We start from the raw sequence: 22246 nt of genomic DNA, 5'->3' as shown, positions 1-22246 counted from the left end.
AGTGGACGCGAGCATCTGTGGCCAAGTTTTTAAGGGCGCACGGTGGATGCCTTGGCACCAGGAACCGATGAAGGACGTGGGAGGCCACGATAGTCCCCGGGGAGCCGTCAACCAGGCTTTGATCCGGGGGTTTCCGAATGGGGAAACCCGGCAGTCGTCATGGGCTGTCACCCATGCCTGAACACATAGGGCATGTGGAGGGAACGAGGGGAAGTGAAACATCTCAGTACCCTCAGGAAGAGAAAACAACCGTGATTCCGGGAGTAGTGGCGAGCGAAACCGGATGAGGCCAAACCGTATGCGTGTGAGACCCGGCAGGGGTTGCGCATGCGGGGTTGTGGGATCTCTTTTTCACAGTCTGCCGGCTGTGAGACGAGTCAGAAACCGTATGGATAGGCGAAGGACATGCGAAAGGTCCGGCGTAGAGGGTAAGACCCCCGTAGCTGAAATTCATGCGGCTCGTTTAAGAGACACCCAAGTAGCACGGGGCCCGAGAAATCCCGTGTGAATCTGGCGGGACCACCCGCTAAGCCTAAATATTCCCTGGTGACCGATAGCGGATAGTACCGTGAGGGAATGGTGAAAAGTACCGCGGGAGCGGAGTGAAATAGTACCTGAAACCGTGTGCCTACAAGCCGTGGGAGCGTCGGACATAGCTTGCTATGTCTCGTGACTGCGTGCCTTTTGAAGAATGAGCCTGCGAGTTTGCGGTGTGTTGCGAGGTTAACCCGTGTGGGGAAGCCGTAGCGAAAGCGAGTCCGAATAGGGCGATTCAGTAGCACGCTCAAGACCCGAAGCGGAGTGATCTAGCCATGGGCAGGTTGAAGCGGAGGTAAGACTTCGTGGAGGACCGAACCCACCAGGGTTGAAAACCTGGGGGATGACCTGTGGTTAGGGGTGAAAGGCCAATCAAACTCCGTGATAGCTGGTTCTCCCCGAAATGCATTTAGGTGCAGCGTCGTGTGTTTCTTGCCGGAGGTAGAGCACTGGATAGGCGATGGGCCCTACCGGGTTACTGACCTTAGCCAAACTCCGAATGCCGGTAAGTGAGAGCACGGCAGTGAGACTGTGGGGGATAAGCTCCATGGTCGAGAGGGAAACAGCCCAGAGCATCGACTAAGGCCCCTAAGCGTACGCTAAGTGGGAAAGGATGTGGAGTCGCAGAGACAACCAGGAGGTTGGCTTAGAAGCAGCCACCCTTGAAAGAGTGCGTAATAGCTCACTGGTCAAGTGATTCCGCGCCGACAATGTAGCGGGGCTCAAGCGTACCGCCGAAGTCGTGTCATTGCAGCAATAGGGCCAACGCCCGCTGTGATGGGTAGGGGAGCGTCGTGTGCCGGGTGAAGCAGCCGCGGAAGCGAGTTGTGGACGGTTCACGAGTGAGAATGCAGGCATGAGTAGCGATACACACGTGAGAAACGTGTGCGCCGATTGACTAAGGGTTCCTGGGTCAAGCTGATCTGCCCAGGGTAAGTCGGGACCTAAGGCGAGGCCGACAGGCGTAGTCGATGGACAACCGGTTGATATTCCGGTACCCGCTTTGAAACGCCCAATATCGAGCCCATTAATGCTAAGGCCGTGAAGCCGCCCCGGAGCCTTCGGGCAAAGGGGAGTGGTGGAGCCGCTGACCCAAGGTGGTAGTAGGTAAGCGATGGGGTGACGCAGGAAGGTAGTCCAGCCCGGGCGGTGGTTGTCCCGGGGTAAGGGTGTAGGCCGTGTGATAGGCAAATCCGTCACACATTAAGGCTGAGACCTGATGCCGAGCCGATTGTGGTGAAGTGGATGATCCTATGCTGTCGAGAAAAGCCTCTAGCGAGTTTCATGGCGGCCCGTACCCTAAACCGACTCAGGTGGTCAGGTAGAGAATACCGAGGCGTTCGGGTGAACTATGGTTAAGGAACTCGGCAAAATGCCCCCGTAACTTCGGGAGAAGGGGGGCCATCACTGGTGATCGGATTTACTCCGTGAGCTGGGGGTGGCCGCAGAGACCAGCGAGAAGCGACTGTTTACTAAAAACACAGGTCCGTGCGAAGCCGTAAGGCGATGTATACGGACTGACGCCTGCCCGGTGCTGGAACGTTAAGGGGACCGGTTAGCTCTGTTTCGACAGGGCGAAGCTGAGAACTTAAGCGCCAGTAAACGGCGGTGGTAACTATAACCATCCTAAGGTAGCGAAATTCCTTGTCGGGTAAGTTCCGACCTGCACGAATGGCGTAACGACTTCTCGACTGTCTCAACCATAGGCCCGGTGAAATTGCACTACGAGTAAAGATGCTCGTTTCGCGCAGCAGGACGGAAAGACCCCGGGACCTTTACTACAGTTTGATATTGGTGTTCGGTTCGGCTTGTGTAGGATAGGTGGGAGACTTTGAAGCCGTGACGCCAGTCATGGTGGAGTCGCCGTTGAAATACCACTCTGGTCGTGCTGGATGTCTAACCTCGGTCCGTGATCCGGATCAGGGACAGTGTCTGATGGGTAGTTTAACTGGGGCGGTTGCCTCCCAAAGGGTAACGGAGGCGCCCAAAGGTTCCCTCAGCCTGGTTGGCAATCAGGTGTTGAGTGTAAGTGCACAAGGGAGCTTGACTGTGAGACCGACGGGTCGAGCAGGGACGAAAGTCGGGACTAGTGATCCGGCGGTGGCTTGTGGAAGCGCCGTCGCTCAACGGATAAAAGGTACCCCGGGGATAACAGGCTGATCTTCCCCAAGAGTCCATATCGACGGGATGGTTTGGCACCTCGATGTCGGCTCGTCGCATCCTGGGGCTGGAGTCGGTCCCAAGGGTTGGGCTGTTCGCCCATTAAAGCGGTACGCGAGCTGGGTTTAGAACGTCGTGAGACAGTTCGGTCCCTATCCGCTGTGCGCGTAGGAATATTGAGAAGGGCTGTCCCTAGTACGAGAGGACCGGGACGGACGAACCTCTGGTGTGCCAGTTGTCCTGCCAAGGGCATGGCTGGTTGGCTACGTTCGGGAGGGATAACCGCTGAAAGCATCTAAGCGGGAAGCCTGCTTCGAGATGAGTATTCCCACCTCCTTGAGAGGGTAAGGCTCCCAGTAGACGACTGGGTTGATAGGCCGGATGTGGAAGCCCAGTAATGGGTGGAGCTGACCGGTACTAATAGGCCGAGGGCTTGTCCTCAGTTGCTCGCGTCCACTGTGTTAGTTCTGAAGTAACGAACTCGCCCCTCCTGTGGGGGGTGCGGCTTGAGTTCAACTTCATAGTGTTTCGGTGGTCATAGCGTTAGGGAAACGCCCGGTTACATTCCGAACCCGGAAGCTAAGCCTTTCAGCGCCGATGGTACTGCAGGGGGGACCCTGTGGGAGAGTAGGACGCCGCCGAACAATCATTGTGGGAAAGCCCCGCACCTTATGGTGCGGGGCTTTTCTGCGTTCACGGGCCCGAACACCGGGAGAAAGGGGCCGGCACAGTCGGATGGCCGGCCCCTTCGGTGTGCCTAGGCGGTGGCTGAGGCGGGGGAGGTGGTCAGTTCGCGCAGCTTCTCGCGGGTCTCGGTGTCGGTCGCGTACAGCACCGTGCCGATCATTCCGCGGGTCAGCAGGACCTTGTACGTGTTGCGGATGAGACGGTCCACGTCCGCGTCAGCGATCGCCTTCCTGAAGACGGGGTCCTTGGACGCCGTGCGGTCGGTGACCCAGTGGTCGCCCCGCCATACCAGGTCGGGGCCGATGATGACTCCGCTCCAGTCGTATTCGAAGCCTTGCGCTGTGTAGACGCAGCCGACCTGTCCGAAGCCGGCCGGGTCGATCGCCCACAGGGCGGCCGGCGGCGCGCCTTCGACGGCGCGGTCGCCGAAGATGCTCCACGGGCGGGCCCAGTCCCCGATCCGTACGTCTTCCGGCAGGGGGCTTCCCGGCTTGGCGACCGACCACGGCCAGCACATTCCGGCGGTCATGCGAGCGGTGAAGCCGTGCGAGTGCCGCTCGGCGAGGAAGCCTTCCAGGTCCCGGGGCGAGTCGGCGACCCGGACCTCCGTGCGTCCGTCAGGGGTCCAGAGCGCCGGGCCGTCCTGCGGAGGGTGGAGCAGCTGCTGCACCCAATGCAGATAGGCGCCGCTGCCACCGCTCCGGAAATGCCCCTGGAGATCGACGATCCGGCAGTCGAGGCGCTTGGCCTCGGCAGTGGACCTGATCATGTCGACCGTTCCCAATTCGCCGGGACGCACCGTCTGGAACTCGTCGAGCAGGAAGACGGAGACGCGGGCGGCGTCGATCAGCTCCTCCACCTGGGACTTGCCCGTGCGTTGCGAGGACGGGGTGTAGCGCGTTGCGGAGGTCTCCCGGATGCGGTGGGCTTCGTCGCAGATGAGGACATCGGTGCTGTCGCGCTCGGCGCGGCTGAAGCTGTTGAAGTGGGTGAAGAGCTTCTGCGTCTCGCGGCTGCCCGCGCCGGCCAGCTTCCGAATGCTCTTCGTGAACGCGGCGGAGCCCGTGGCGTGCAGGGCGGTGAGGCCCCGGCGGTGGAGCTCTCCGAGCAGGGCCAGCGCGACGGCGCTCTTTCCGGTGCCGGGGCCGCCGGTGACGATGACCACGGTCTTCTCGCCGGAGCGCTGGGCCCGGTCGGCCGCGGACAGCACCTCGTCATAGGCGACGCGCTGTTCGTCCAGGAGAACGAGCTGTTCCCGTTCGCGGACCTCGTCGGCGGCGATCGCCATCAGGTGCTTGGCAGGGCGGATGCGTCCTTTGAGTAGTTCCTCGGCCGCCGCCGCTCCAGGAAGAGGAGCGAAGCGCTCCTTCAGGAAGGAGACGAAGTCCCTTGCGCGTTCCGCGGTGAACAGGGGGCCATGGGGGTCGGGAAGGTCGAGTGAGGTCGCGTTGTACAGGTAGGCGGCCCCGGTGATCCGTTCCGGACGACCGGTGAGCGCCTCGTTGAAGGACGCCAGGTAGGCGCTGTAGCGGAGGGCCTGCTCCACGGGGTTCAGCACGGGCCGGGGGTGCGGATCGACATGCCACAGCGTCGGCTCCCCCTCTACCGGCTCCGCGCTGCTCCATCGCTTCAGTTCGATGACGGTGTACGAGGGCTCGCCGCTCTCCGGATGGACTCCGGCGAGGATCACATCCGCCTGCTTGGACGTGAACGGCAGCGTGTAGTCGATGATCATCTCGACCTGTTCGAGCCCGGCGTCCAGCAGCACTGCGGACAGGGCGTCGAGGCCCTCGCGCGCCTGCGCGGCGACTTCGTGTGCCGGTGCGTGGAACAGCAAGGAGCGCCCCCGTAAGTGGCGTGCAGGGTCTTGGGCGATCGTGCGGGTCCGTCCGGACCAGCCGTCTCGGCTGAGCGTTGCTTCGGCGAGACCGACCGCCTATCCGGGCAACTGTACCTCCGCAGGTGGCACCCCCTGCCCTGTGCGTTCTTCGGGGCAGGGGGCCGGAGCGGCCGCTATTTCCGGCGCCACCAGGAGGTCAGGAGGTGGCGGAAGATCCTGGCGAGCTCCCGGATGATCTCGGGGCGGTCGACCGAGCGGCTGTCCCGGAGGGCGGCGTTGACGATCCTGCACGCAGTGACGCAGATGGCCACGCAGCAGGTGACGAGGGTGAAGCCGGTGACGGCGGCGGCGATGAAGAGGGGGTCGGAGAGCAAGGCAGTCCTTTCGGCGCTGCGCCGAACCCTGGTGGGATGTCCGGTCCAGGCTCGACGCAGCCCATCGTGGGCGGTCTGAGCGTTAGACCGTGTGGTCGGAACTGGCCGACGATGCCTTGGAGACTGCCGTGTCCCGCCGCGGTGCGTGGCAGGGGGACGTCCATCGCTGCTGAGCGACAGCTGAAGCGTGGAAGGGCATGAGAAAGCTCCGTTGGCTGTTGAGGACGTGTCTGCCGAGGCAGAAGTCCGGTGTTTGCCAGATGGGGCGGAACTCTACACGGGAAACCGTGGTGTGGGGACCCGTACGTCCTCCCGGCCGGACGGGAGCCGGCTCGGCGCGGTCCTGAAGTCGTGTGTCAGGCCGGGGAGTTCGGGGGTGTCGTCGCGGTGGCTGCCGAGGTGGTGGCGTCGAGGAGGGCGGTCTTGGCCCGGGCCGGGTTCACTTCGGTGCGGGCGATGACCGTGGGGACCGCGATGCCGGGCATCAGGAGGCGCCACATGCGGGTGACGCGGTCGACCAGGTCGGCGCGGTCCTCGCTGGCGACGGCCGAGTAGGTCTGCATGCCCGTACAGGACTCGACGACGAATTCGGCCAATTCCGTGGGCTCGATGCCCGACAGCAGTTCGCCCTTCTCGACCGCGACGCGGAGGCAGTCCGCCATGATGCGGCTCCAGTCCTGGTACGGGGCGATGTCGCGGAAGCCGAAGGAGCCCTGCTCGCTGGTGAGGCGGACTCCGGCCCTGAGGAGGACGTCGGTCTGGAGCTGGTGGGCCCAGACCAGGGTGATGTCGACGAGGCGCTGGAGGCCTTCGGAGGAGAGCCAGGGAACGATCGAGTCCGGCTGCGCGTTCATCACGGCGCGGGCCAGGTCTTCCTTGGACTTGAAGTGGAAGTACAGCGCGCCGGCCGTGAGGTCGGCTTCCGCCAGGATGCGGTTGATGCTCGCGCCGGCGAAGCCCGACTTGTCGAAGACGACAGCCGCGGCCCGCAGGATCTCCTTGCGGGTCTGGATGGCCCTCTCCTGCTTCGGCTGCTGCGCCACGGTACCTCCTAGAACAAACAGAACATTTCTTATGTTACGCACGGATCGTTGGTGCTGCCAACCTCCTGGCGGGGGGCGGGGGTCCGTAGGGGGGTATTGCTGGGCATGTCCAGAAATAGCGCGTCTGGCTGAAATCACTTGGGTAAGCAATGAGCCTTCCTTTACTATTTCTTTGCTCAAAACAAAACGAGCATTCTTTATTTTCATCACTGGAACAGCGTCTGTCACTCGCACCAGCTCTATTCCATGCTTCTCAGGGGGAAACCGGATGTCCGTCACCATCGCCAGCGAGAGCCCAAACGACCTGCACGACCTGCTCGCCACCTCCATACCGAGAGAGTTCGTCCACAAGACCGTGCAGTCGGAGGTGCTGCTGACCGGGTGGTTCGCCGTCGCGCCCGACCGGTTCAGGGTCACCGCCCGCTGGCCCGTCGACCACGCCTTCTACGGGCCGGTCAACGGCCACCACGATCCGCTGCTCATCGCCGAATCCGTGCGCCAGACCGTGCCGTTGCTCAGCCACGTCGCCTACGACGTGCCCTTCGGGCACCGCCAGACCTGGAGCACCTTCCGGTACGAGATCGACCCCGCCGCCCTGGTCGCCACCGGCGGTCCGGCCGAGGTCGAGATGGACATCCGCTGCTCCGACGTCGTCCGCCGGGGAGGACGGTTCGTCTCCGTGCGGATGCACGTCGAGATGAGCGTCGACGGAGCGCGGCTGGGGTGGGTCGAGACCGCCTTCTCCGACATGTCGCCCACCATCTACCCGCGGCTGCGCGGCGCCTACGCCGACATCGACGAGGCCGTCCGGCGGTCCGTCCCGCTGGCCCCGCCGATGCCGCCCGGCCAGGTCGCCCGCTCCCGCTTCGCCGACGTGGTGCTCTCGCCCACCAACTCCCCGCTCCGCACCGAGCTCCGGGTCGACCACTCGCACCCCTTCCTCTTCGACCACCCGGTCGACCACGCCCCCGGCATGCTGCTGCTCGAGGCCGCCCGGCAGGCCACGCACGCCGCCGCCGGCGACCGGCCCGTGATCGCCAGCGCCATGGACGTCGTCTTCAGCCAGTACGTCGAGTTCGACGCCCAGTGCTGGATCCAGGCGGATGCGGAGGATGCCGAGGGGCGGGTGCGCGTCGACGCCCAGCAGAACGGGGTGTCCGCCTTCAGCGCCCTCGTCACCGCCACCCCGCTCCGGCCGTCCCGCCGGACCGGCAAGATCCCCGGGCAGCGCAGCTGCCGGGGGCGCTGAACGGAATCGGCCGTGCAGGCGTAGTCAGTCGTAGGTGTAGTCGTAGGTGCCGGGATTTCCGGTCGTGGGCGGGGCCTCGCCTCGTCCGCTCGTTCAGTGATCAGTTCGTCGGGGGGACAACACCCAATGGTTCAGCCGCTCGCCCATCTGCGCCTCTGCGCCGTCAACATCGACGGGGTCATGCTGGAGGACACCTTCAGTCCGGTCATCCACCACTTCCTCGTCAGTCGCGGCTGCGCGTACACGGCCGACATCGAGCGCAGCATCTTCTCCCAGCCCCGCGCCCTCGCGGGCCGGCTGCTCGCCGAGGCCGTCGGGGGGTCGATGACCGGGGAACAGGCGCTGGAGGAGTATTTCGAGGAGCGGGCGCGGTTCGTCGCCGAGCATCCGGTGCGGGTGAGCGACGGGGCCGTCGAGCTGCTGGAGCGGCTGCGGGCCGCCGGGCTCGCGACCGTCTGCTACGGGGGGCTCGGCAAGGAGCACTTCGACGCCTTCCTCGGCGAGTTCGCCGGGCTCTTCGACGAGCCCGGGTACGTGTGCACCAACGACTTCCGGCCGGGACTGCGCGAGATCGCCGCGGACCACTTCGGGCTCGCCTTCGACCAGGTGCTCGTCATCGACGACGTGGCCCGGGTGGGCGAGGAGGCCGGGCGGCTCGGGATGCCGTTCGTCGGGCACCCCAGCTCCTTCGAGCACAGCTTCCAGCGGCAGCTGATGGGCGAGGCCGGGGTGCGGCACGTGGTGGACTCGCTGCACGCGGTCGACGAGGGGCTGCTGAGGACCCTCGACGCGGAGGCGGCGGCCTCCGCGTCGCGACACTGATTCCGACGGTACGGGCGAGGGGCAGGGCGAGCGGATGAGCGGCATGAAGTTGCTGGACGGCAAGGTGGCCATGGTCACGGGGGCATCGAGCGGCATCGGGGCGGCGGCCGCGCGGCTGTTCGCCGCCGAAGGCGCGGCGGTGCTGCTGGTGGCCCGGCGGAAGGAGCGGCTGGACGCGCTGGTCGACGAGATCCGCGCGGCCGGAGGGCGGGCCGCCGCGGCCGTCGCCGACGTGGCGTCCTCCGCGGAGGTCGAACGGGCGGTCGCCATCGCCGTGGAGACCTTCGGGGGGCTGCACGCGGCCTTCAACAACGCCGGGTACGCCACCGCGGGGGTGCCGCTGCACGAGATCGACGACGAGACCTACGAACGGACCGTCGACGTCAATCTGCGCGGGGTGTGGAACTGCATGCGCCACCAGGTGCCGGTGATGCTCGCCGGCTCCGGCGGCTCGATCGTCAACACGTCGAGCGTCGCCGGGCTGAAGGCCACCGGGGCCTCCGCCGCGTACGTCGCCGCGAAGCACGCGGTGATCGGGGTGACCAAGGCGGCGGCCCTGGACTACGCCCGGCAGGGGATCCGGGTCAACGCGCTCGTCGTCGGGGCCACCAGGACGGAGATGATGGACGGCGTCCTGGACGCGCATCCCGCGCTGGAGGAGGTCTTCCTGGCGGACTCCATGCAGCACCGCATGTCCGCGCCCGACGAGGTGGCCCAGGCCGCGGCCTGGCTGTGCAGTGACCGGTCCTCGTTCGTCACCGGGACCGCCATGGCCGTCGACGGCGGGTCCACCGCCTTGTAGGCGGGCCGGCGCGCAGGAGCGGAGCGAGCCCTCAGGGGGCGGTCGGGATCTTCCCGGCCGCCCCCTTCGTGCGTCCCGCCGCCGGTTCTTTTTTCGTCAATGGCCGCCGAGAGGCACAAAAATACAGAACGCTTGCTATTTTTTGAACCAGCAGAAGACGCGGGGGCATCGGAGGCATGGAAGGGAAGCACGTGGATGGCTATCCAGGGGAGGGCCGTGCGGACGCGCGGCGCGCTTGTCCGGGCGGCGGCGGCGGAGTTCGACGAGGCCGGGTACGAAGGCGCCAGGCTGTCGCACATCAGTGAGCTCGCGGCCGTCTCGATGGGGGCCCTGACCTTTCATTTCCCTGCCAAGGCGGCCCTCGCCGACGCTGTGGAGGAAGAGGGCCTGGCCATCACGAAAGCCCTGGTGGAGCGGCTGTGTGAGGGGCGTGCGCCCGGCCTGGAGGCCGTCATCGGGCTGACCGTGGGGCTCGTGGGGCTCCTTGAGGAGGACCTCGTCGTGCGGTCCTGCGTCCGGCTCGCGCGGGAGCGCCCCGGGGGAGTGGGGCGGTGGGTGGAGGTCTGGCTGCCGGCCGTGCGCGACCAGCTCGGCCAGGCGTACGCGGACGGGCGCTCGCCCCGCGTGGAAGAGGTCCGGCAGACCGTGGCGGACATGGTCGTCTATCTGCTCGCCGGTGCGGAGTCCCAGGTCAGAGCGGGTGCGGAGGGCCCCACCAGCGTGACGCGCAGCGTCGCGGAGCGGCTGGAGCGGATCTGGCGGCTGGCCCTCGCCGGGGTCCTGTTCGACGAGTCCTGAGGGGGCTCCGGGGGCCGTTCGGGGTCGATGTTCTTCAGGCCGGGCGGGAAACCCCTAGAAAAACAAAGCGAGCGTTCTGTATGGTTCATGGCGTCGGGGGTGATCCGGCCTCCGGGGCGCGTGCCCATCGGGCGTTCGCTTGGCGCATCGCAGAGAAACGGGGAAGTCCGTGAAAGTAGCGGTGGTTGGAGCCGGCGGCATCGGCGGCTACTTCGGTGGCCGTCTCGCCGCGGCCGGACACGACGTCCGGTTCGTCGCTCGGGGACGCCACCTGGAGGCCCTGCGACGCGACGGACTCACCGTGGACGGTCCCGCAGGCCCCGGGGGCGACGCGCCCGGCGGCTTCTCCGTCCCGGCCTCGGCGCTCCGCGCGACCGACGACCCGGCCGCGATCGGGCCGGTGGACTTCGTCCTCCTCGGCGTGAAGACCTGGCAACTGCCCGCCGCCCTGCCCCTGCTGAAGCCGCTGGTCGAGGACGGTACGGGGGTCCTCACCACGCAGAACGGGGTCGAGGCGCCGGCCGAGGTCGCCGAGGCCGTCGGCCGGGACGCGGTCCTGCCGGGCAGCGCGAAGATCATCACGTACCTCTCGGGTCCCGGCCGGATCCACCACGTCGGCGGCCTCGGCTCGCTGACCTTCGGCGAGTGGGACGACCGCCCCTCGGCGCGGGTCGAAGCCCTCCGCGGGGCGCTCGACGAGGCCGGTGTCACGGCCGTGGTGCCGAAGGACATCTGGGCCGAACTCTGGTCCAAGTTCGTCTTCGTGGCCGCGGCCGGCGGCCTGGGCGCGGTGACCGACGCGCCGTTCGGCGCGGTCCGCTCCCGGCCCGGCACCCGGCGCCTGCTCGCCGACGCCATGACCGAGATCCAGCGGGTCGCGCGGGCCGCCGGCACCGTCCTGCCGGACGACATCGTCACCACCACCCTCGACTTCGTCGACCGCCAGCCGGCCGAGGGCACCACGTCGCTCCAGCGCGACCTCGCCGCGGGCCTGCCCTCCGAACTGGAGGCGTGGACGGGCGCGGTGGTCCGCCTCGGCGGAAGCCACGGCGTCCCCACCCCGGTCAACGGCTTCCTCTACCAGGTCCTCGGCCTCCGCGAGGCGCGCGCCGCCGAACAGCGGGCCGCCGAACAGCGCGCGGCCGAGCGCCGTACCGAAGGGAACGCGGCATGACCCCCCGTACCGGAGCCACCGAGACCACCGTGGACCTCGCGATCGTCGGGGCCGGACCCGCCGGGCTCTACGGCGCCTACTACGCCGGGTTCCGCGGTCTGTCGGTCGCCGTGATCGACGCGCTGGACGAGCCGGGCGGCCAGGTCTCGGCGATGTACCCCGAGAAGCTGCTCTACGACGTCGCCGGGCACCCCGGCATCAAGGGCCGGCACCTGATCGACAACCTGCTGGCGCAGGCCGCGCCCTTCGGCACCACCCACCTGCTCGGCCGCACGGCCGTCAGCCTCACCCCGCGGGGCGAGGGCTGGACCCTCGGCGCCGACGACGGCACCCGGGTGCACGCGGGCGCCGTCGTGATCGCCGCCGGGCTCGGCCGCTTCGTGCCGCGCAAGCTCCCCTGCTCCGTCCCGTACGAGGGCCGCGGCGTCGCCTACCACGTGCCGCGGCTCGCGGACCACGCCGGGCGGGACGTGGTGGTCGTCGGCGGCGGCGACAGCGCCGTGGACTGGGCGCTGGCCCTGGAGCCGATCGCCCGGAGCGTGACCCTGGTGCACCGCCGGGCCGACTTCCGCGCCCACGACTACAGCGTCCGCCAGCTGCACGCCTCCTCGGTGCGCGTCGTCACCGACGCCCAGGTCGTGGCCTGCCACGGCGCGGACCGGCTCGAACGGGTCGAGGTCCGCGGCGCGGACCGGGTCCTGGAGCTGCCGGCCGACGCGCTGGTGGCGGCGCTCGGCTTCTCGTCCGGGCTCGGCCCGGTCGCCGACTGGGGCCTGGAGCTGGAGCACCGGCGGATCCGGGTCGACCAGTCCATGCGGACCAACCTGCCGCAGGTGTACGCCGTCGGCGACGGCTGCACCTACCCGGGCCGGGTCCCGCTGATCTCCGTCGGCTTCGGCGAGGCCGGCACCGCCGTCAACCACGCCGCGGTGGCCCTGCGGCCGGGGCAGCGGCTGGCGCCCGAGCACTCCTCCGACACCACGCCCGGGAGCGTGCCGGCCGCGCCGCCCACGAGCGCCGTGCCCGGCGGGCGGGCCGAGGCCGCCGTGCCCGCCACCGAGGCCGCCTCCGTCACGGACGCGACTCCGGTCCCCGTGCCCGCCTGACCCGCCCCGAGGCGCGCCCCCACCACTCCGACCCGCCCAGAGGGGACTTGGAAGCGATGAAGCTCCACACACTGACACTCCTGCCGGACGGCGTGGAGATAGCCCTGCCGGAGGGCTCGCCGCTGACGGACATCGAATACGAGACGTCCGAGCCGCTGATCCCCTTCGGCTGCCGCTCCGGCGCCTGCGGCGCCTGTGTCGTCGAGGTCGTCGACGGCGCCGAAGCCCTCGGGGAGAGCGACCCCGAGGAGACCGACTTCCTGGAGGACCTGGGCTGGGCGGACGGCAACCACCGTCTCGCCTGCCAGTGCCGCCTCCTGGATTCCGCGACCGTCCGCGTCGTGGAGAACTAGCCCATCCGTAAGCGCATGTGATCGAGGAGAGTCATGAAGAACCGCGTGTCCAATGTCGGCTACGGCGACCGCAAGCCCTTCCTCAGCGCCGCCGCCGCGGTGGAGCTGCGGGCCGAGATGGACCGGCAGATCGACGCCCAGGTCGTGGAGTGGTACGCCAACGTGCCCGCCGCCGCGCACCTGGAGAGCAAGGACGTCGACTCCGAGTACTACAAGCGCAACCTCATAGAGACCGCCTGGCGCATCCGCCTGCTGCGCGTCGCCGAGGCGAAGGCGCTCGTCGAGATCGCCAAGCAGAGCCCCGAAGCCGCCCAGGTCTGGGCCAACTACGAGATGGAGGAGATGCTCCACGACGAGCTCTTCATCCAGGACCTCGCCAAGGTCGGCGTCTCGCGCGAGGAGTTCCTCGCCACCGAGCCGTACCTCTCCACCAAGCTGCTCGCCGGCTACTTCTCGTACCTCCTGGACCACGAGGGTCCGCTCGGCGTGGTCGCGTACTCCTACCTCGTCGAGTACGTGAACGTGAAGCTGGAGCCGCGCAAGCTCGTCGCGCTCAAGGAGTCCATCGGCGAGAAGAACATCGGCGGCCAGATCAGCCACTCGCACACGGACATCAACGACGACCACCCGGGCGAGGTCTGGGCGGCCGTGCGCCACCTGATCCGCGGCGAGCAGGACGTCGAGGCCTTCAAGAAGTACCTGGCGGAGCACCAGACGGTGCTGGCCCTCTACTTCAAGGAGCTCGCCGACGACACCATCGCCGCCGACGAGAAGACGGCCGTCTGATCCTTCCCGGTCCGGCACCGCGCGTGACGCCGTCGCCCCACCGGCGGCGTCCGCGCCCGGCCCCTCCGCAAAGGAGCAAGGAGCATCGTGCACAAGCAGCACACGGGCGGGGGGATCCTCCTTCTCAGCCACGTCGGGTTCTCCTTCGTGGAGGACCTCGCCGAGGCCCTCGGCGCAAGGGGCCTGAAGACCTTCGTCCTCAGTTCACGGCCCGAGCCGGCCCACCCCGGGCGGCTGGACGACCTGCGGCGGCTCGCCGACCGCGTCACCGCCGCCGACGAGCACGTCCTGACCCACCAGGACGTGGAGACCTGCCTCGCAGACCTCCGCCGGCAGGGCGAGACCGTCCTCGCCTGCGTCACGGTCTGGGAGGGCTACCGCCATCTGATGTCCCTCGCCAACGAGACGCTCGGGGTGGGCGACCTCGGCGAGAAGCAGGTCCTGGGCCTGCGCGACAAACTCGGTCTGCGCAACCGGCTGTTCGACGCGGGACTCACCCGGGTCCGGGCCACCGAGCTCACCCCCGCCTCGCTGGCCGACCGCCAGGCGGACGGGGGCCGCCACTTCGTCAAGCCGGTCAGCGGCATCGCCTCCTACGGGGCCTTCCCGCTCACCGCCGCCACCACCTGGGCGGACGTCGAGCGGATCACGGCCGAGTCGCGTGACGACACCGTCTACGCCTCGGCCTTCGGGGACGACGGCCTCACCTTCCTCGTCGAGGACTACCTGCCCGGGCGGGAGTTCAGCTTCGAGGTGGTCGTGACCGAGCGCTCGGCCCACGTGGTCGCCCTGCACGAGAAGTGCGAGGTGACCGAGACGGCCGGCACCGTCCTGGAGAACGCCTGCACCAGCCCGCCGGTGAGCGTCACGGCCGCCGAGCGCGCCGCGGGCATCGCCTGGGTGCGCCGGCTGCTCGACGAGCTCGACCTGCGCCGGGGCTGCTTCCACATCGAGGCCCGGTACGACGCCGACCGTCCCGAGGGGGCCCGCTGGGACCTCATCGAGATCAACCCGAGGGTCGGCGGCAGCCTGATCTCCCACAGCACCCGGGAGCTCACCGGCGGCGCGAGCCTGCTCGACCTGTGGATCGACTCGCTCCTCGCGCCGGAGGGCTTCGACGAGCGGATCGCCTCGCTCTCCTACACCGCCGACGGCGAGACGCCGACGGAGAACGCCACCTTCTTCCGGGTCTTCTTCGCCGAGAAGGGGCGTATCGCCTCGGTGCGGGTGAACAGCGAGGAGCTGCCGCTCGAACCCGTCGTCACCCACCTGCTGCTCAAGGCCGGCGACACGGTCGACGCCACCGCCCGCGAGGTCTTCCTCGGGCAGCTGCTGTGGCGCTACCCGCGCGGCGAGGCCGGCCGCCTCTTCCCCGAACTGGCGCGCGCGTCCGCGCACGCCATCGACATCCAGTACGAGAGCCAGGAGAGTGGGGGTCCGCGGTGAGCCGATCGACCGGCCGGTTCCTGATCATCGACTACAACCTGTCCCGCGTGGACGACGTGCGCCACATGAGCGCGTACGCCCGCGAGCGGCACGGCACCGAGGTCACCCTCATCCGGGCCGACCCGAGCGCCGTCGACGCCGAGATCTGCGACGAGGTGATCGACCTCGACCCGCTGAGCCCCGACTTCGTCGAGACGGCCGAGCGCCTCCTCGGGCCCCGGCGCGCGGAGTTCCGGGCCGGCGTCGTCTTCTCCGATAACGCGGTCCAGAGCGGCGCCGTGCTCCTGGAGCGCCTCGGCCTGCGGATCGACTCGGCGGAGCTCGCCGGCGGGGCCTTCTGCAAGCACGAGTACCGGCTCAGCGAGGCGGCCCACCACAAGCTGCTCGCCGCCCAGCGGCTGCTCGTGCCCGACTTCGTCACGGTCGACTCCCGGGAAGGACTCGCGGACTTCGCCCGCAGCCACCCCGACGGCTTCGTGGTGAAGCCGACCAAGGAGGGCAACAACCGGGGCGTGGTCGTGGTCCGGCCCGGCGACTCCCTGGACGCCGCGTTCGCCGAGGTGGGCCCGTACCTGGAGGGCGGGGTCATCTGCGAGCAACTGCTGCCCTACCGGCGGGAGTACTCCTTCGACGGACTCGGCCAGGTCTCCTTCGTCACCGAGAAGGTCAGCGCGACCGGACGCTACCCCGTCGAGGTCGCGCAGATCCTGCCCGCCCGGCTCAACCACGCCGAGCGGTCCGCCGTCGAGCGGGCCGGCCGGCAGGTGAACTGGCTGGTCGGGCAGGTCGACGGGCCCTTCCACAACGAGATCCGGCTCAGCGACGACGCCAGCGGCACGGCGGTCGTCGAGCCCAACCGGCGCCCGGCGGGCATGAAGATCTGGTCGCTCGCGCGCTGGGTCTACGGCATCGACTTCTACCACCGCTGGGTCGACGCGGCCTTCGGGATCACGGCGGGATCCGCCCTGCCCGAGCCGCTGTGCTCGGCCGCCACGGTGATGCTGGGCGTGCGGACCGACCGGGCCTTCGCCCCGGCGGACGTCGCCCCCGGCGCGACCCCCTTCGAGGACGCGGTCGCGGCGACCGCCGCCGCCCACGGCCTGCTCCCGCACGAGCTCGCCGTGAAGGAGTTCGCCTGGCTGTCCCCGGCCCGGCGCGAGCTGCACGCCACCGCCCGGGACAACGCCGACTTCGCCGCCCAGGGCTGCGTGGTCCTGACCGCCGCCGGCGCCGACATGAGCGAGGTCGTCCGCACCCTGCGGGACGCCTGGCCCGACGCGCTCGACGCGAGCACCGGCCGGGGACCCCGCGCCCAGGAGCGCGCCGCCGCGGCACCCCTCGAACCGACCACCATGATGGAGGCAGCCCGATGAGGATCCTGGTCCTGCACCGCGTGCCGTACCCGAAGATCGCCTACCACCGGGGCATCGACCACGAGCTGCACGAGGTCACCTACTTCGGCAAGCGGGCCGCGCTCGACACCCTCCCCGAGGACCTGCGCTGCGAGCGGGTCGAGCGCCCCGGCACGGGCGCGCCCTACGACGAGGCACGGGCCTGGCTCGAAGCGGAGCCCCGCGGCTTCGACCGGGTGATCTCGATGTCCGAGTACGAACTCCTCGACGCCGCCCGGCTGCGCGCCGACCTCGGGGTCGAGGGCGCCACCGTCGAGCAGGTCGAACTCGCCCGCGACAAGGTCCTGATGAAGCGGGCGGTCGGGGCCGCCGGGCTGCGCGTGCCGCGCTTCCTGCCCGTGGAGGACTTCCTCGCCGCCGGCGGGGCGTCCCCCTGGACGGGGAAGACGGTCCTCAAGCCGCACCGGGGCGCCTCCAGCGTCGACGTCGTCGTCTTCGACAGCGCGGCCGAGGCCCACGCGGCCCTCGCCGGGCGGCGCAGCGGCGTCCCGTCGATCGACGAGGACGGCCGCGGCCTGCCGGAGCACGAGGTCGAGGAGTTCGTCGAGGGCCCGATCCTGCACTTCGACGGCCTGGTCGAGCGCGGCACCGTGCTCGCCCTGGGCGCCAGCGAGTACGTGGGCACCTGCCTGCGGTACGCGCAGGGCGTCCCGATGGGCTCCTTCCAGTTCGAGCTGACGGACGCGCTGCGCGACTGGGTCGCCGCCGCGCTGGCCGCCGTACGCATCGAGGACGGCAGCTTCCACCTGGAGGCCATCCTCGACGGGACCGACCCGGTCTTCCTGGAGGTCGGCAACCGGGTCGGCGGCGCCGACGTCGTGGACACCTTCGAGCTGGCCACCGGCATCCACCTGCCCTCCTTCGAGCTGCGCGTCCTGACCGGCGAGCCGGTCGCGGGCACGCTGCCCGAGCCGCCCGCCGAGCGCGCCTGGTACGGCTGGTTCGTGCACCCCGGGCACCACCTCGGCGCGGGCTTCTTCGAGGGCTTCGACGGGGCCGAGGACTTCCGGTCCGCCCCGGAGACCGTCACCTGGTACGAGCTGCCGGCCGGCGCCCCGCTGCCCGACCACGTCACGTACGGCGCGCACGAGACCGCGCTCGCCGGGATCGTCGGCACGGACTCCCCGGAGGGGACCCGCGACTGGCTGACCCGCCTGTTCGCGTCGCTGACCCTGCGCACCTCCGCCGCGCCGCGCGTGCCCGATCCGGTCGCGTAGAGCCCCGCCCGCACGCGCGACCACACCCGAGACCGAGAGAGAAGAAGGAAGATGGCCGAACTCAGGTTCCACTGGGGCTCTTCGCTGGACAGTGGCCAGAAGAAGTCGACGCAGAAGTACCGGTCCGACCTGCTCGACCTGGACGGTGCGATCGAGTTCGCGCAGGACGCGGACGCCCTCGGCGTGGAGTCCCTGCTGATGGCGCAGAGCTACACGCTGCCCGACCCGCTGCCGATCATCGGCGCGCTGGCGCGGGAGACCGAGCGGGTCAAGTACATCCTGGCGTACCGCCCCGGCCTGCTCTCCCCGACGCTCTTCACCCAGATCGTCAACACCGTGTCGTGGATCTCCGACGGCCGGATCGCACTGAACGTCGTCGCCGGCACCTCCCCGGTCGAGCAGGGCTACTACGGCGACTTCCTCGCCCACGACGAGCGCTACGCCCGGGAGGGCGAGTTCCTCGACATCCTGCACCGGCTGTGGGGCGACGGGAAGCCGGTGTCCTTCACCGGCGACCACTACAAGGTCGTCGACGCCCAGCTCGGCCTCGGCCACAAGGGCGGCGGCCGCCCCGAGATCTACATCAGCGGCAACTCGGCCGTCGCCCAGCAGACCGCGATCCGCTACGGCGACTGCTGGTTCCGCTACGGGGACACCCCCGAGGAGATCGCCAAGGCGGCCGCCCCGCTGGTCGCCGCGGGCACCGACGTCGGTCTGCGGCTCCAGGTGCTCGCCCGCGAGACCCGCGAGGAGGCGCTCACCGAGCTCGCCGAGATCATGAGCGAGACCGACGAGAACCACCGGGCGTACGTGAAGGCCTTCGTCGAGGCCGGCGACTCCGAGGCGGTCAAGAACTCGATGCGCCTCGCCGAGGAGGCCGGACACGGCTGGCTCTCGCCGGTCCTCTACTCCGGCGCGGTGGCCTACCGCGGCGGCCCGGCGCTCTGCCTGGTCGGCAGCTACGAGGAGGTCGCCGCCTACCTGATGGAGTACAAGGCGGCGGGCGTCGGCCAGTTCATCTTCTCCGGCTGGCCGGCCCGCGACGAGATGCGCATCTTCTTCGGCAAGGTCCTGCCCGTGGTCCGCGCGTACGAGAAGGAGCTCGACGGCTCCCTTGCGGGCGCGCGATGACCGGCGAACGCACCCGCCGGGGCCTGTTCGGCACCGGCGTCCTGGTCGGCCTGATGGCCGAGCAGGTCGTGATGTTCAGCGTCCCGCTGCTCATCTTCCAGCAGACCCGCCAGGTCTCCTCGCTCGGCGTCGCCTACGCCGTCGAGTGGCTGCCCTGCCTCCTCGCGTACCCCTTCGCGGGTCTGGTCGCGGACCGGGACGGCGGCCCCCGGCTGTTCTCCCGGGCCAACACCGCCCGCGCGGCGGTCCTCGCCTGCGCGGTGCTGCTGGTCGCGCTGCGGCCGGAGTGGACGGTGCCGGTCCTGATGACGACCGGCGCCCTGCTCTCCACGCTGGTCGCGCCGATCCGGATGTCCATCGAGAAGGTCGTCCCGCAGCTCGCCCAGGGCTCCGACCTGGCCAGGACCCAGTCCCTGGTGCAGAACATGGAGCTGCTGGCCATGGCGCTCGGACCCGGCCTCGCGATGGTGGCGGTGCTGTTCCTCGGCAAGGTCTGGCTGCTGGCCCTCGCCGGCGCGCTGTTCGCGGCCGCCGCCTCCTGCTGGCTGGTGCTGCCGCGCACGGCCGCGGCGGCGCCGGCCGAGGCCCGGGGCGCCGGGGCGATCGTGACCGAACTGGCCCTGGGCTGGCGGCTCCTGGTCGGCAACCGGCCGGTCATGCTGCTGGCCGGCCTCAACTTCGCGATCAACCTGGTCTTCTCGACCGTCCTCGCCGCCAACGCGGCGGTGGTCACCGGCGTCCTGAAGGCCCCCGAGTCGCAGTACGCGATGCTCAACATGTTCGTCGGCATCGTCGGACTGCTCAACCTGCTGCTGACCCCGCTGCTGCTGCGGAAGTTCGACGTGAACTTCCTCGGCTCGCTCGGCTACACGGTCCTGACCGGCTGCCTGCTGCTGCTCGGCACGGCCTCGTCCTTCTGGCTGTACGCGGCGGCCTTCGTGGTCGCGATGTCCGGGGTCGCGTACTTCAACATCTTCAACCGCACCCAGCGGGTGAAGGCCATCCCCCGGGAGCACCTGGGCAAGGTGATGGGCCCGTTCTTCCTGGTCGGGCTCCTGTCCTACCCGATGGGCGGCCTGCTCATCAGCACCTTCGGGGCGAGCGTCGGCCCGCAGCGGCTGGTCGCCGCGCTGGCCGTCCTGCTCGGGGTGTACGGAGCGGTCTTCATGCCGCTGACCATCCGCAGCTTCCGTGCGAAGGAGGTGTCCCGTGTCGGCGCTGGAACTGAGCCCGCCCTGTCCGGTGGACAGTGAGACGTTCCGCGAGGCGATGGCCCACCTGGCGGCCCCGCTGACCGTCGTCACCACCCGGGACGCGACCGGCCGCCGCTGGGGCTTCACCGCCAGCGCGGTGACCTCGGTCTCGATGGACCCGCCGCTCGTCCTGGTCGGCCTGGGGAACGACTCCAGCTGCCGGGAGGCGCTGAGCTCCTCGCCCGAGTTCGTGGTCAACGTGCTGGGCGAGCACCACACCGAGGTCGCCGGCCGCTTCGCCCGCCGCGGCGTGGACCGCTTCGCCGAGGGCGGCTTCACCACCTGGCCCGAGAGCGGACTGCCCTACCTCACCGACGCCACCGCGGTGTTCCGCTGCACGGCCGTCGACCGGATACCGATGGGCGACCACCAGCTGCTCATCGGCGAGCTCACCGGGCTGCGCACCCACGGGGAGGCCAAGCCGCTCCTCTGGTACCGGCGGGGCTTCCGCGCCGCGGGCCCGACGCCCGCGGGAGGTGCCCGGTGACGGCGACGACGGCGGCCGTGGCGGCCACGGCGAGGATCCCCGGGGTCGTGGACGGCACCGTCACCCCGACCGTGGACGACGAGGGCAACCTCTGCCTCCACATCGAGGTCCGCCACGGCCCCGGCCGCTCCGAGGGCGGCGACTCCATCGAGATCGTCCTCACCGGAGCCGACGCCCGCGCGCTCCTGTCGGCCCGGACCCCCACCGGATCCCAGGTCTTCCCCTGCTCGGTCGGCGTGCGCCTCCAGGCCGGCCCCTCCCTCTCGTCCTCCCTCCAGGAGTCCTCATGTCCGTGATCAACCCGGAAGCCCCCGCCGCCCGCCGCACCCCGGCCAAGCCGCAGCCGCAGCCCCAGCCGCAGCCGCAGCCGCAGGCGCCGGCCGCCGTCGAGCCCCGGCAGAGCATGGCCGGACTGCCCGGCTTCCTCCAGTACCCGCTCACGGTCTTCACCGGCCGCGCCCTGCCCCGGCAGCGCTCCCTCGGCTGGACGCCCACCTTCCACCTGGTGACCGCGACCGCCTCGCTGCTCCTCGGGCTCGCGGTCGGCATCACGGGGTACGCGCTCGGCGGCCTCGGCCTGCTGTTGCTGCTGCCCGGCTGGGCGATGACCCTGCACGGGATGCGCAACCTCCGGATGATGGTCTACCACCAGTGCTCGCACCGGAACATGTACCGGAGCCGAAAGCCCGACAAGGCCATCGGCCACGCCATATCGAGCCTGCTCGTCATCCAGAACTTCGCCCGCTACAGCCGTGAGCACGTCGCCGACCACCACGCGCTGGGCCACATGACGCTCCAGGACCCCACGGTCCAGGCCTTCCTGGTCAGCCTGGACATGCACCCGGGCATGACCCGCCGCCAGATGTGGCGCCGGCTGCTGCTCAAGCTGGTCTCGCCGCGCTTCCACTTCGCGTTCGCCGTCTCCCGCATCCTGTCCTTCTCCAAGGAGTCGGCCCGCAGCGAGAAGGTCACCGCGCTCACGCTGTACGGCACGGCCGTCGCCGCGACCGTCCTGACCGGCACCTGGCAGGCGCTGCTCGTCGTCTGGTTCGTGCCGCTGGTCCCGCTCTTCCAGATCAGCAACACCCTGCGCCTCTGCGTGAAGCACACCTTCCCGGTCGCGGGCCTGGAGGACCGGCGCAGCCGCGCCTACTTCACCTCGCTCACCAACGCCATCTTCATCGGCGACGCGGCCCCCTCGCCCGAGCTGCCGGCCGCCCGGCGCGCCCTCGCCTGGAGCCGCTGGACGCTGCGGATGCTGTTCGTGCACGCCCCGTCCCGCTACCTGGTGCTGACCGGCGACACGGTCGTCCACGACTACCACCACCGCCACCCGCGCAGCGACGACTGGTCCAACTACATCTTCGCCCGCCAGCAGGACGCCGAGGAGGCCGCCGCGGCCGGTGACCCCAACCGGCCGCCGTACCACGAGGTGTGGGGCCTGGTGCCCGCGATCAGCTACGTCTTCGACTCGCTGTCCGTCGCCGACGCCGAGGAGTTCGACGTCAACCGTCTGAAGTCGGTCAGCAAGCGCGAGCTGTTCGCCGCCTTCGACGACTGACCCCGACC

19 protein-coding genes and 2 rRNA genes are annotated in these 22246 nt (G+C 69.3%); 18 read left to right on the top strand and 3 right to left on the bottom strand.

Translation table 11 applies throughout. The annotated features are described in order from the left end of the window. Window positions 1-19 precede the first annotated feature (19 nt). Together ABD981_RS14780 and rrf are read left to right on the top strand one after the other, a co-directional pair. A 23S ribosomal RNA gene (locus tag ABD981_RS14780) occupies window positions 20-3138 on the top strand. Between the two features lie 86 nt (window positions 3139-3224). Beyond that, a 5S ribosomal RNA gene (rrf, locus tag ABD981_RS14775) occupies window positions 3225-3341 on the top strand. A gap of 113 nt (window positions 3342-3454) precedes the next feature. Here rrf and ABD981_RS14770 read toward each other — a convergent pair. From ABD981_RS14770 to ABD981_RS14760, 3 genes are all read right to left on the bottom strand, one after another. Further along, window positions 3455-5221: a DUF2075 domain-containing protein gene (locus tag ABD981_RS14770; RefSeq protein WP_123955092.1), complete on the bottom strand. Its 1767-nt coding sequence runs from the start codon at window positions 5219-5221 to the stop codon at window positions 3455-3457. Window positions 5222-5397: 176 nt separating this feature from the next. Beyond that, a complete protein-coding gene (locus tag ABD981_RS14765; RefSeq protein WP_046911258.1) occupies window positions 5398-5598 on the bottom strand; it encodes a hypothetical protein in 201 nt (66 codons plus the stop codon). A gap of 356 nt (window positions 5599-5954) precedes the next feature. Beyond that, window positions 5955-6641: a ScbR family autoregulator-binding transcription factor gene (locus ABD981_RS14760; RefSeq protein WP_046911259.1), complete on the bottom strand. Its 687-nt coding sequence runs from the start codon at window positions 6639-6641 to the stop codon at window positions 5955-5957. 268 nt (window positions 6642-6909) lie between these two features. Here ABD981_RS14760 and ABD981_RS14755 point away from each other — a divergent pair, with 268 nt between their 5' ends. The 16 genes from ABD981_RS14755 (at window position 6910) to ABD981_RS14680 (ending at window position 22238) form a co-directional block, all read left to right on the top strand. Then, complete coding sequence (locus tag ABD981_RS14755; RefSeq protein WP_046911260.1) at window positions 6910-7890, top strand: ScbA/BarX family gamma-butyrolactone biosynthesis protein; 981 nt, start codon at window positions 6910-6912, stop codon at window positions 7888-7890. A 126-nt stretch (window positions 7891-8016) separates the two neighbouring features. Next, window positions 8017-8712 (top strand): HAD family hydrolase, encoded by a 696-nt coding sequence (locus ABD981_RS14750; protein WP_046911261.1) that lies wholly within the window; start codon window positions 8017-8019, stop codon window positions 8710-8712. 34 nt (window positions 8713-8746) lie between these two features. Further along, a complete protein-coding gene (locus tag ABD981_RS14745; protein WP_123955093.1) occupies window positions 8747-9514 on the top strand; it encodes an SDR family NAD(P)-dependent oxidoreductase in 768 nt (255 codons plus the stop codon). Window positions 9515-9709: 195 nt separating this feature from the next. Continuing rightward, a complete protein-coding gene (locus ABD981_RS14740) occupies window positions 9710-10312 on the top strand; it encodes a TetR/AcrR family transcriptional regulator (protein WP_046911262.1) in 603 nt (200 codons plus the stop codon). A 181-nt stretch (window positions 10313-10493) separates the two neighbouring features. Beyond that, the gene (locus ABD981_RS14735; RefSeq protein WP_345529441.1) at window positions 10494-11486 is read left to right on the top strand and encodes a 2-dehydropantoate 2-reductase; all 993 of its coding nucleotides are present in this window, start codon (window positions 10494-10496) and stop codon (window positions 11484-11486) included. Next, on the top strand, window positions 11483-12592 hold the full coding sequence (locus ABD981_RS14730) for an NAD(P)/FAD-dependent oxidoreductase (RefSeq protein WP_123955094.1): 1110 nt from the start codon (window positions 11483-11485) through the stop codon (window positions 12590-12592). The genes ABD981_RS14735 and ABD981_RS14730 overlap by 4 nt, the downstream gene beginning before the upstream one ends. A 56-nt stretch (window positions 12593-12648) precedes the next feature. Next, window positions 12649-12945, top strand: coding sequence for a 2Fe-2S iron-sulfur cluster-binding protein (locus ABD981_RS14725; protein ID WP_046911264.1), 297 nt, complete (start codon window positions 12649-12651; stop codon window positions 12943-12945). A 33-nt stretch (window positions 12946-12978) separates the two neighbouring features. Further along, on the top strand, window positions 12979-13731 hold the full coding sequence (locus tag ABD981_RS14720) for a hypothetical protein (protein WP_046911265.1): 753 nt from the start codon (window positions 12979-12981) through the stop codon (window positions 13729-13731). An 87-nt stretch (window positions 13732-13818) separates the two neighbouring features. Further along, window positions 13819-15177 (top strand): ATP-grasp domain-containing protein, encoded by a 1359-nt coding sequence (locus ABD981_RS14715; RefSeq protein WP_240495443.1) that lies wholly within the window; start codon window positions 13819-13821, stop codon window positions 15175-15177. Next, window positions 15174-16550 (top strand): ATP-grasp domain-containing protein, encoded by a 1377-nt coding sequence (locus ABD981_RS14710; RefSeq protein WP_205628296.1) that lies wholly within the window; start codon window positions 15174-15176, stop codon window positions 16548-16550. The genes ABD981_RS14715 and ABD981_RS14710 overlap by 4 nt, the downstream gene beginning before the upstream one ends. Then, entirely contained in the window at window positions 16547-17806 is a 1260-nt protein-coding gene (locus ABD981_RS14705) for an ATP-grasp domain-containing protein (RefSeq protein ID WP_046911266.1), read from the top strand. Before ABD981_RS14710 ends, ABD981_RS14705 begins: the two co-directional genes overlap by 4 nt. Before the next feature lie 51 nt (window positions 17807-17857). Continuing rightward, window positions 17858-18937: an LLM class flavin-dependent oxidoreductase gene (locus ABD981_RS14700; RefSeq protein WP_046911267.1), complete on the top strand. Its 1080-nt coding sequence runs from the start codon at window positions 17858-17860 to the stop codon at window positions 18935-18937. Next, window positions 18934-20190, top strand: coding sequence for an MFS transporter (locus ABD981_RS14695; protein ID WP_046911268.1), 1257 nt, complete (start codon window positions 18934-18936; stop codon window positions 20188-20190). The genes ABD981_RS14700 and ABD981_RS14695 overlap by 4 nt, the downstream gene beginning before the upstream one ends. After that, a complete protein-coding gene (locus ABD981_RS14690; protein ID WP_240495444.1) occupies window positions 20180-20677 on the top strand; it encodes a flavin reductase family protein in 498 nt (165 codons plus the stop codon). The genes ABD981_RS14695 and ABD981_RS14690 overlap by 11 nt, the downstream gene beginning before the upstream one ends. Beyond that, a complete protein-coding gene (locus ABD981_RS14685; RefSeq protein ID WP_046911269.1) occupies window positions 20674-20973 on the top strand; it encodes a hypothetical protein in 300 nt (99 codons plus the stop codon). The genes ABD981_RS14690 and ABD981_RS14685 overlap by 4 nt, the downstream gene beginning before the upstream one ends. Continuing rightward, window positions 20964-22238: a fatty acid desaturase gene (locus ABD981_RS14680; protein WP_205628297.1), complete on the top strand. Its 1275-nt coding sequence runs from the start codon at window positions 20964-20966 to the stop codon at window positions 22236-22238. Before ABD981_RS14685 ends, ABD981_RS14680 begins: the two co-directional genes overlap by 10 nt. Window positions 22239-22246: the final 8 nt, after the last annotated feature.

The organism is Streptomyces showdoensis, from assembly GCF_039535475.1.
Classification (GTDB): domain Bacteria; phylum Actinomycetota; class Actinomycetes; order Streptomycetales; family Streptomycetaceae; genus Streptomyces; species Streptomyces showdoensis.
This window is presented reverse-complemented; position numbering and strand designations above follow the sequence as displayed.

Bases quoted from the DNA above. Each gene is read 5' to 3' on its own strand.
- ABD981_RS14755 (WP_046911260.1), top strand. From the start codon at position 6,910: ATGTCCGTCACCATCGCCAGCGAGAGCCCAAACGACCTGCACGACCTG.
- ABD981_RS14750 (WP_046911261.1), top strand. From the start codon at position 8,017: ATGGTTCAGCCGCTCGCCCATCTGCGCCTCTGCGCCGTCAACATCGAC.
- ABD981_RS14745 (WP_123955093.1), top strand. From the start codon at position 8,747: ATGAGCGGCATGAAGTTGCTGGACGGCAAGGTGGCCATGGTCACGGGG.
- ABD981_RS14740 (WP_046911262.1), top strand. From the start codon at position 9,710: ATGGCTATCCAGGGGAGGGCCGTGCGGACGCGCGGCGCGCTTGTCCGG.
- ABD981_RS14730 (WP_123955094.1), top strand. From the start codon at position 11,483: ATGACCCCCCGTACCGGAGCCACCGAGACCACCGTGGACCTCGCGATC.
- ABD981_RS14725 (WP_046911264.1), top strand. From the start codon at position 12,649: ATGAAGCTCCACACACTGACACTCCTGCCGGACGGCGTGGAGATAGCC.
- ABD981_RS14720 (WP_046911265.1), top strand. From the start codon at position 12,979: ATGAAGAACCGCGTGTCCAATGTCGGCTACGGCGACCGCAAGCCCTTC.
- ABD981_RS14705 (WP_046911266.1), top strand. From the start codon at position 16,547: ATGAGGATCCTGGTCCTGCACCGCGTGCCGTACCCGAAGATCGCCTAC.
- ABD981_RS14700 (WP_046911267.1), top strand. From the start codon at position 17,858: ATGGCCGAACTCAGGTTCCACTGGGGCTCTTCGCTGGACAGTGGCCAG.
- ABD981_RS14695 (WP_046911268.1), top strand. From the start codon at position 18,934: ATGACCGGCGAACGCACCCGCCGGGGCCTGTTCGGCACCGGCGTCCTG.
- ABD981_RS14680 (WP_205628297.1), top strand. From the start codon at position 20,964: ATGTCCGTGATCAACCCGGAAGCCCCCGCCGCCCGCCGCACCCCGGCC.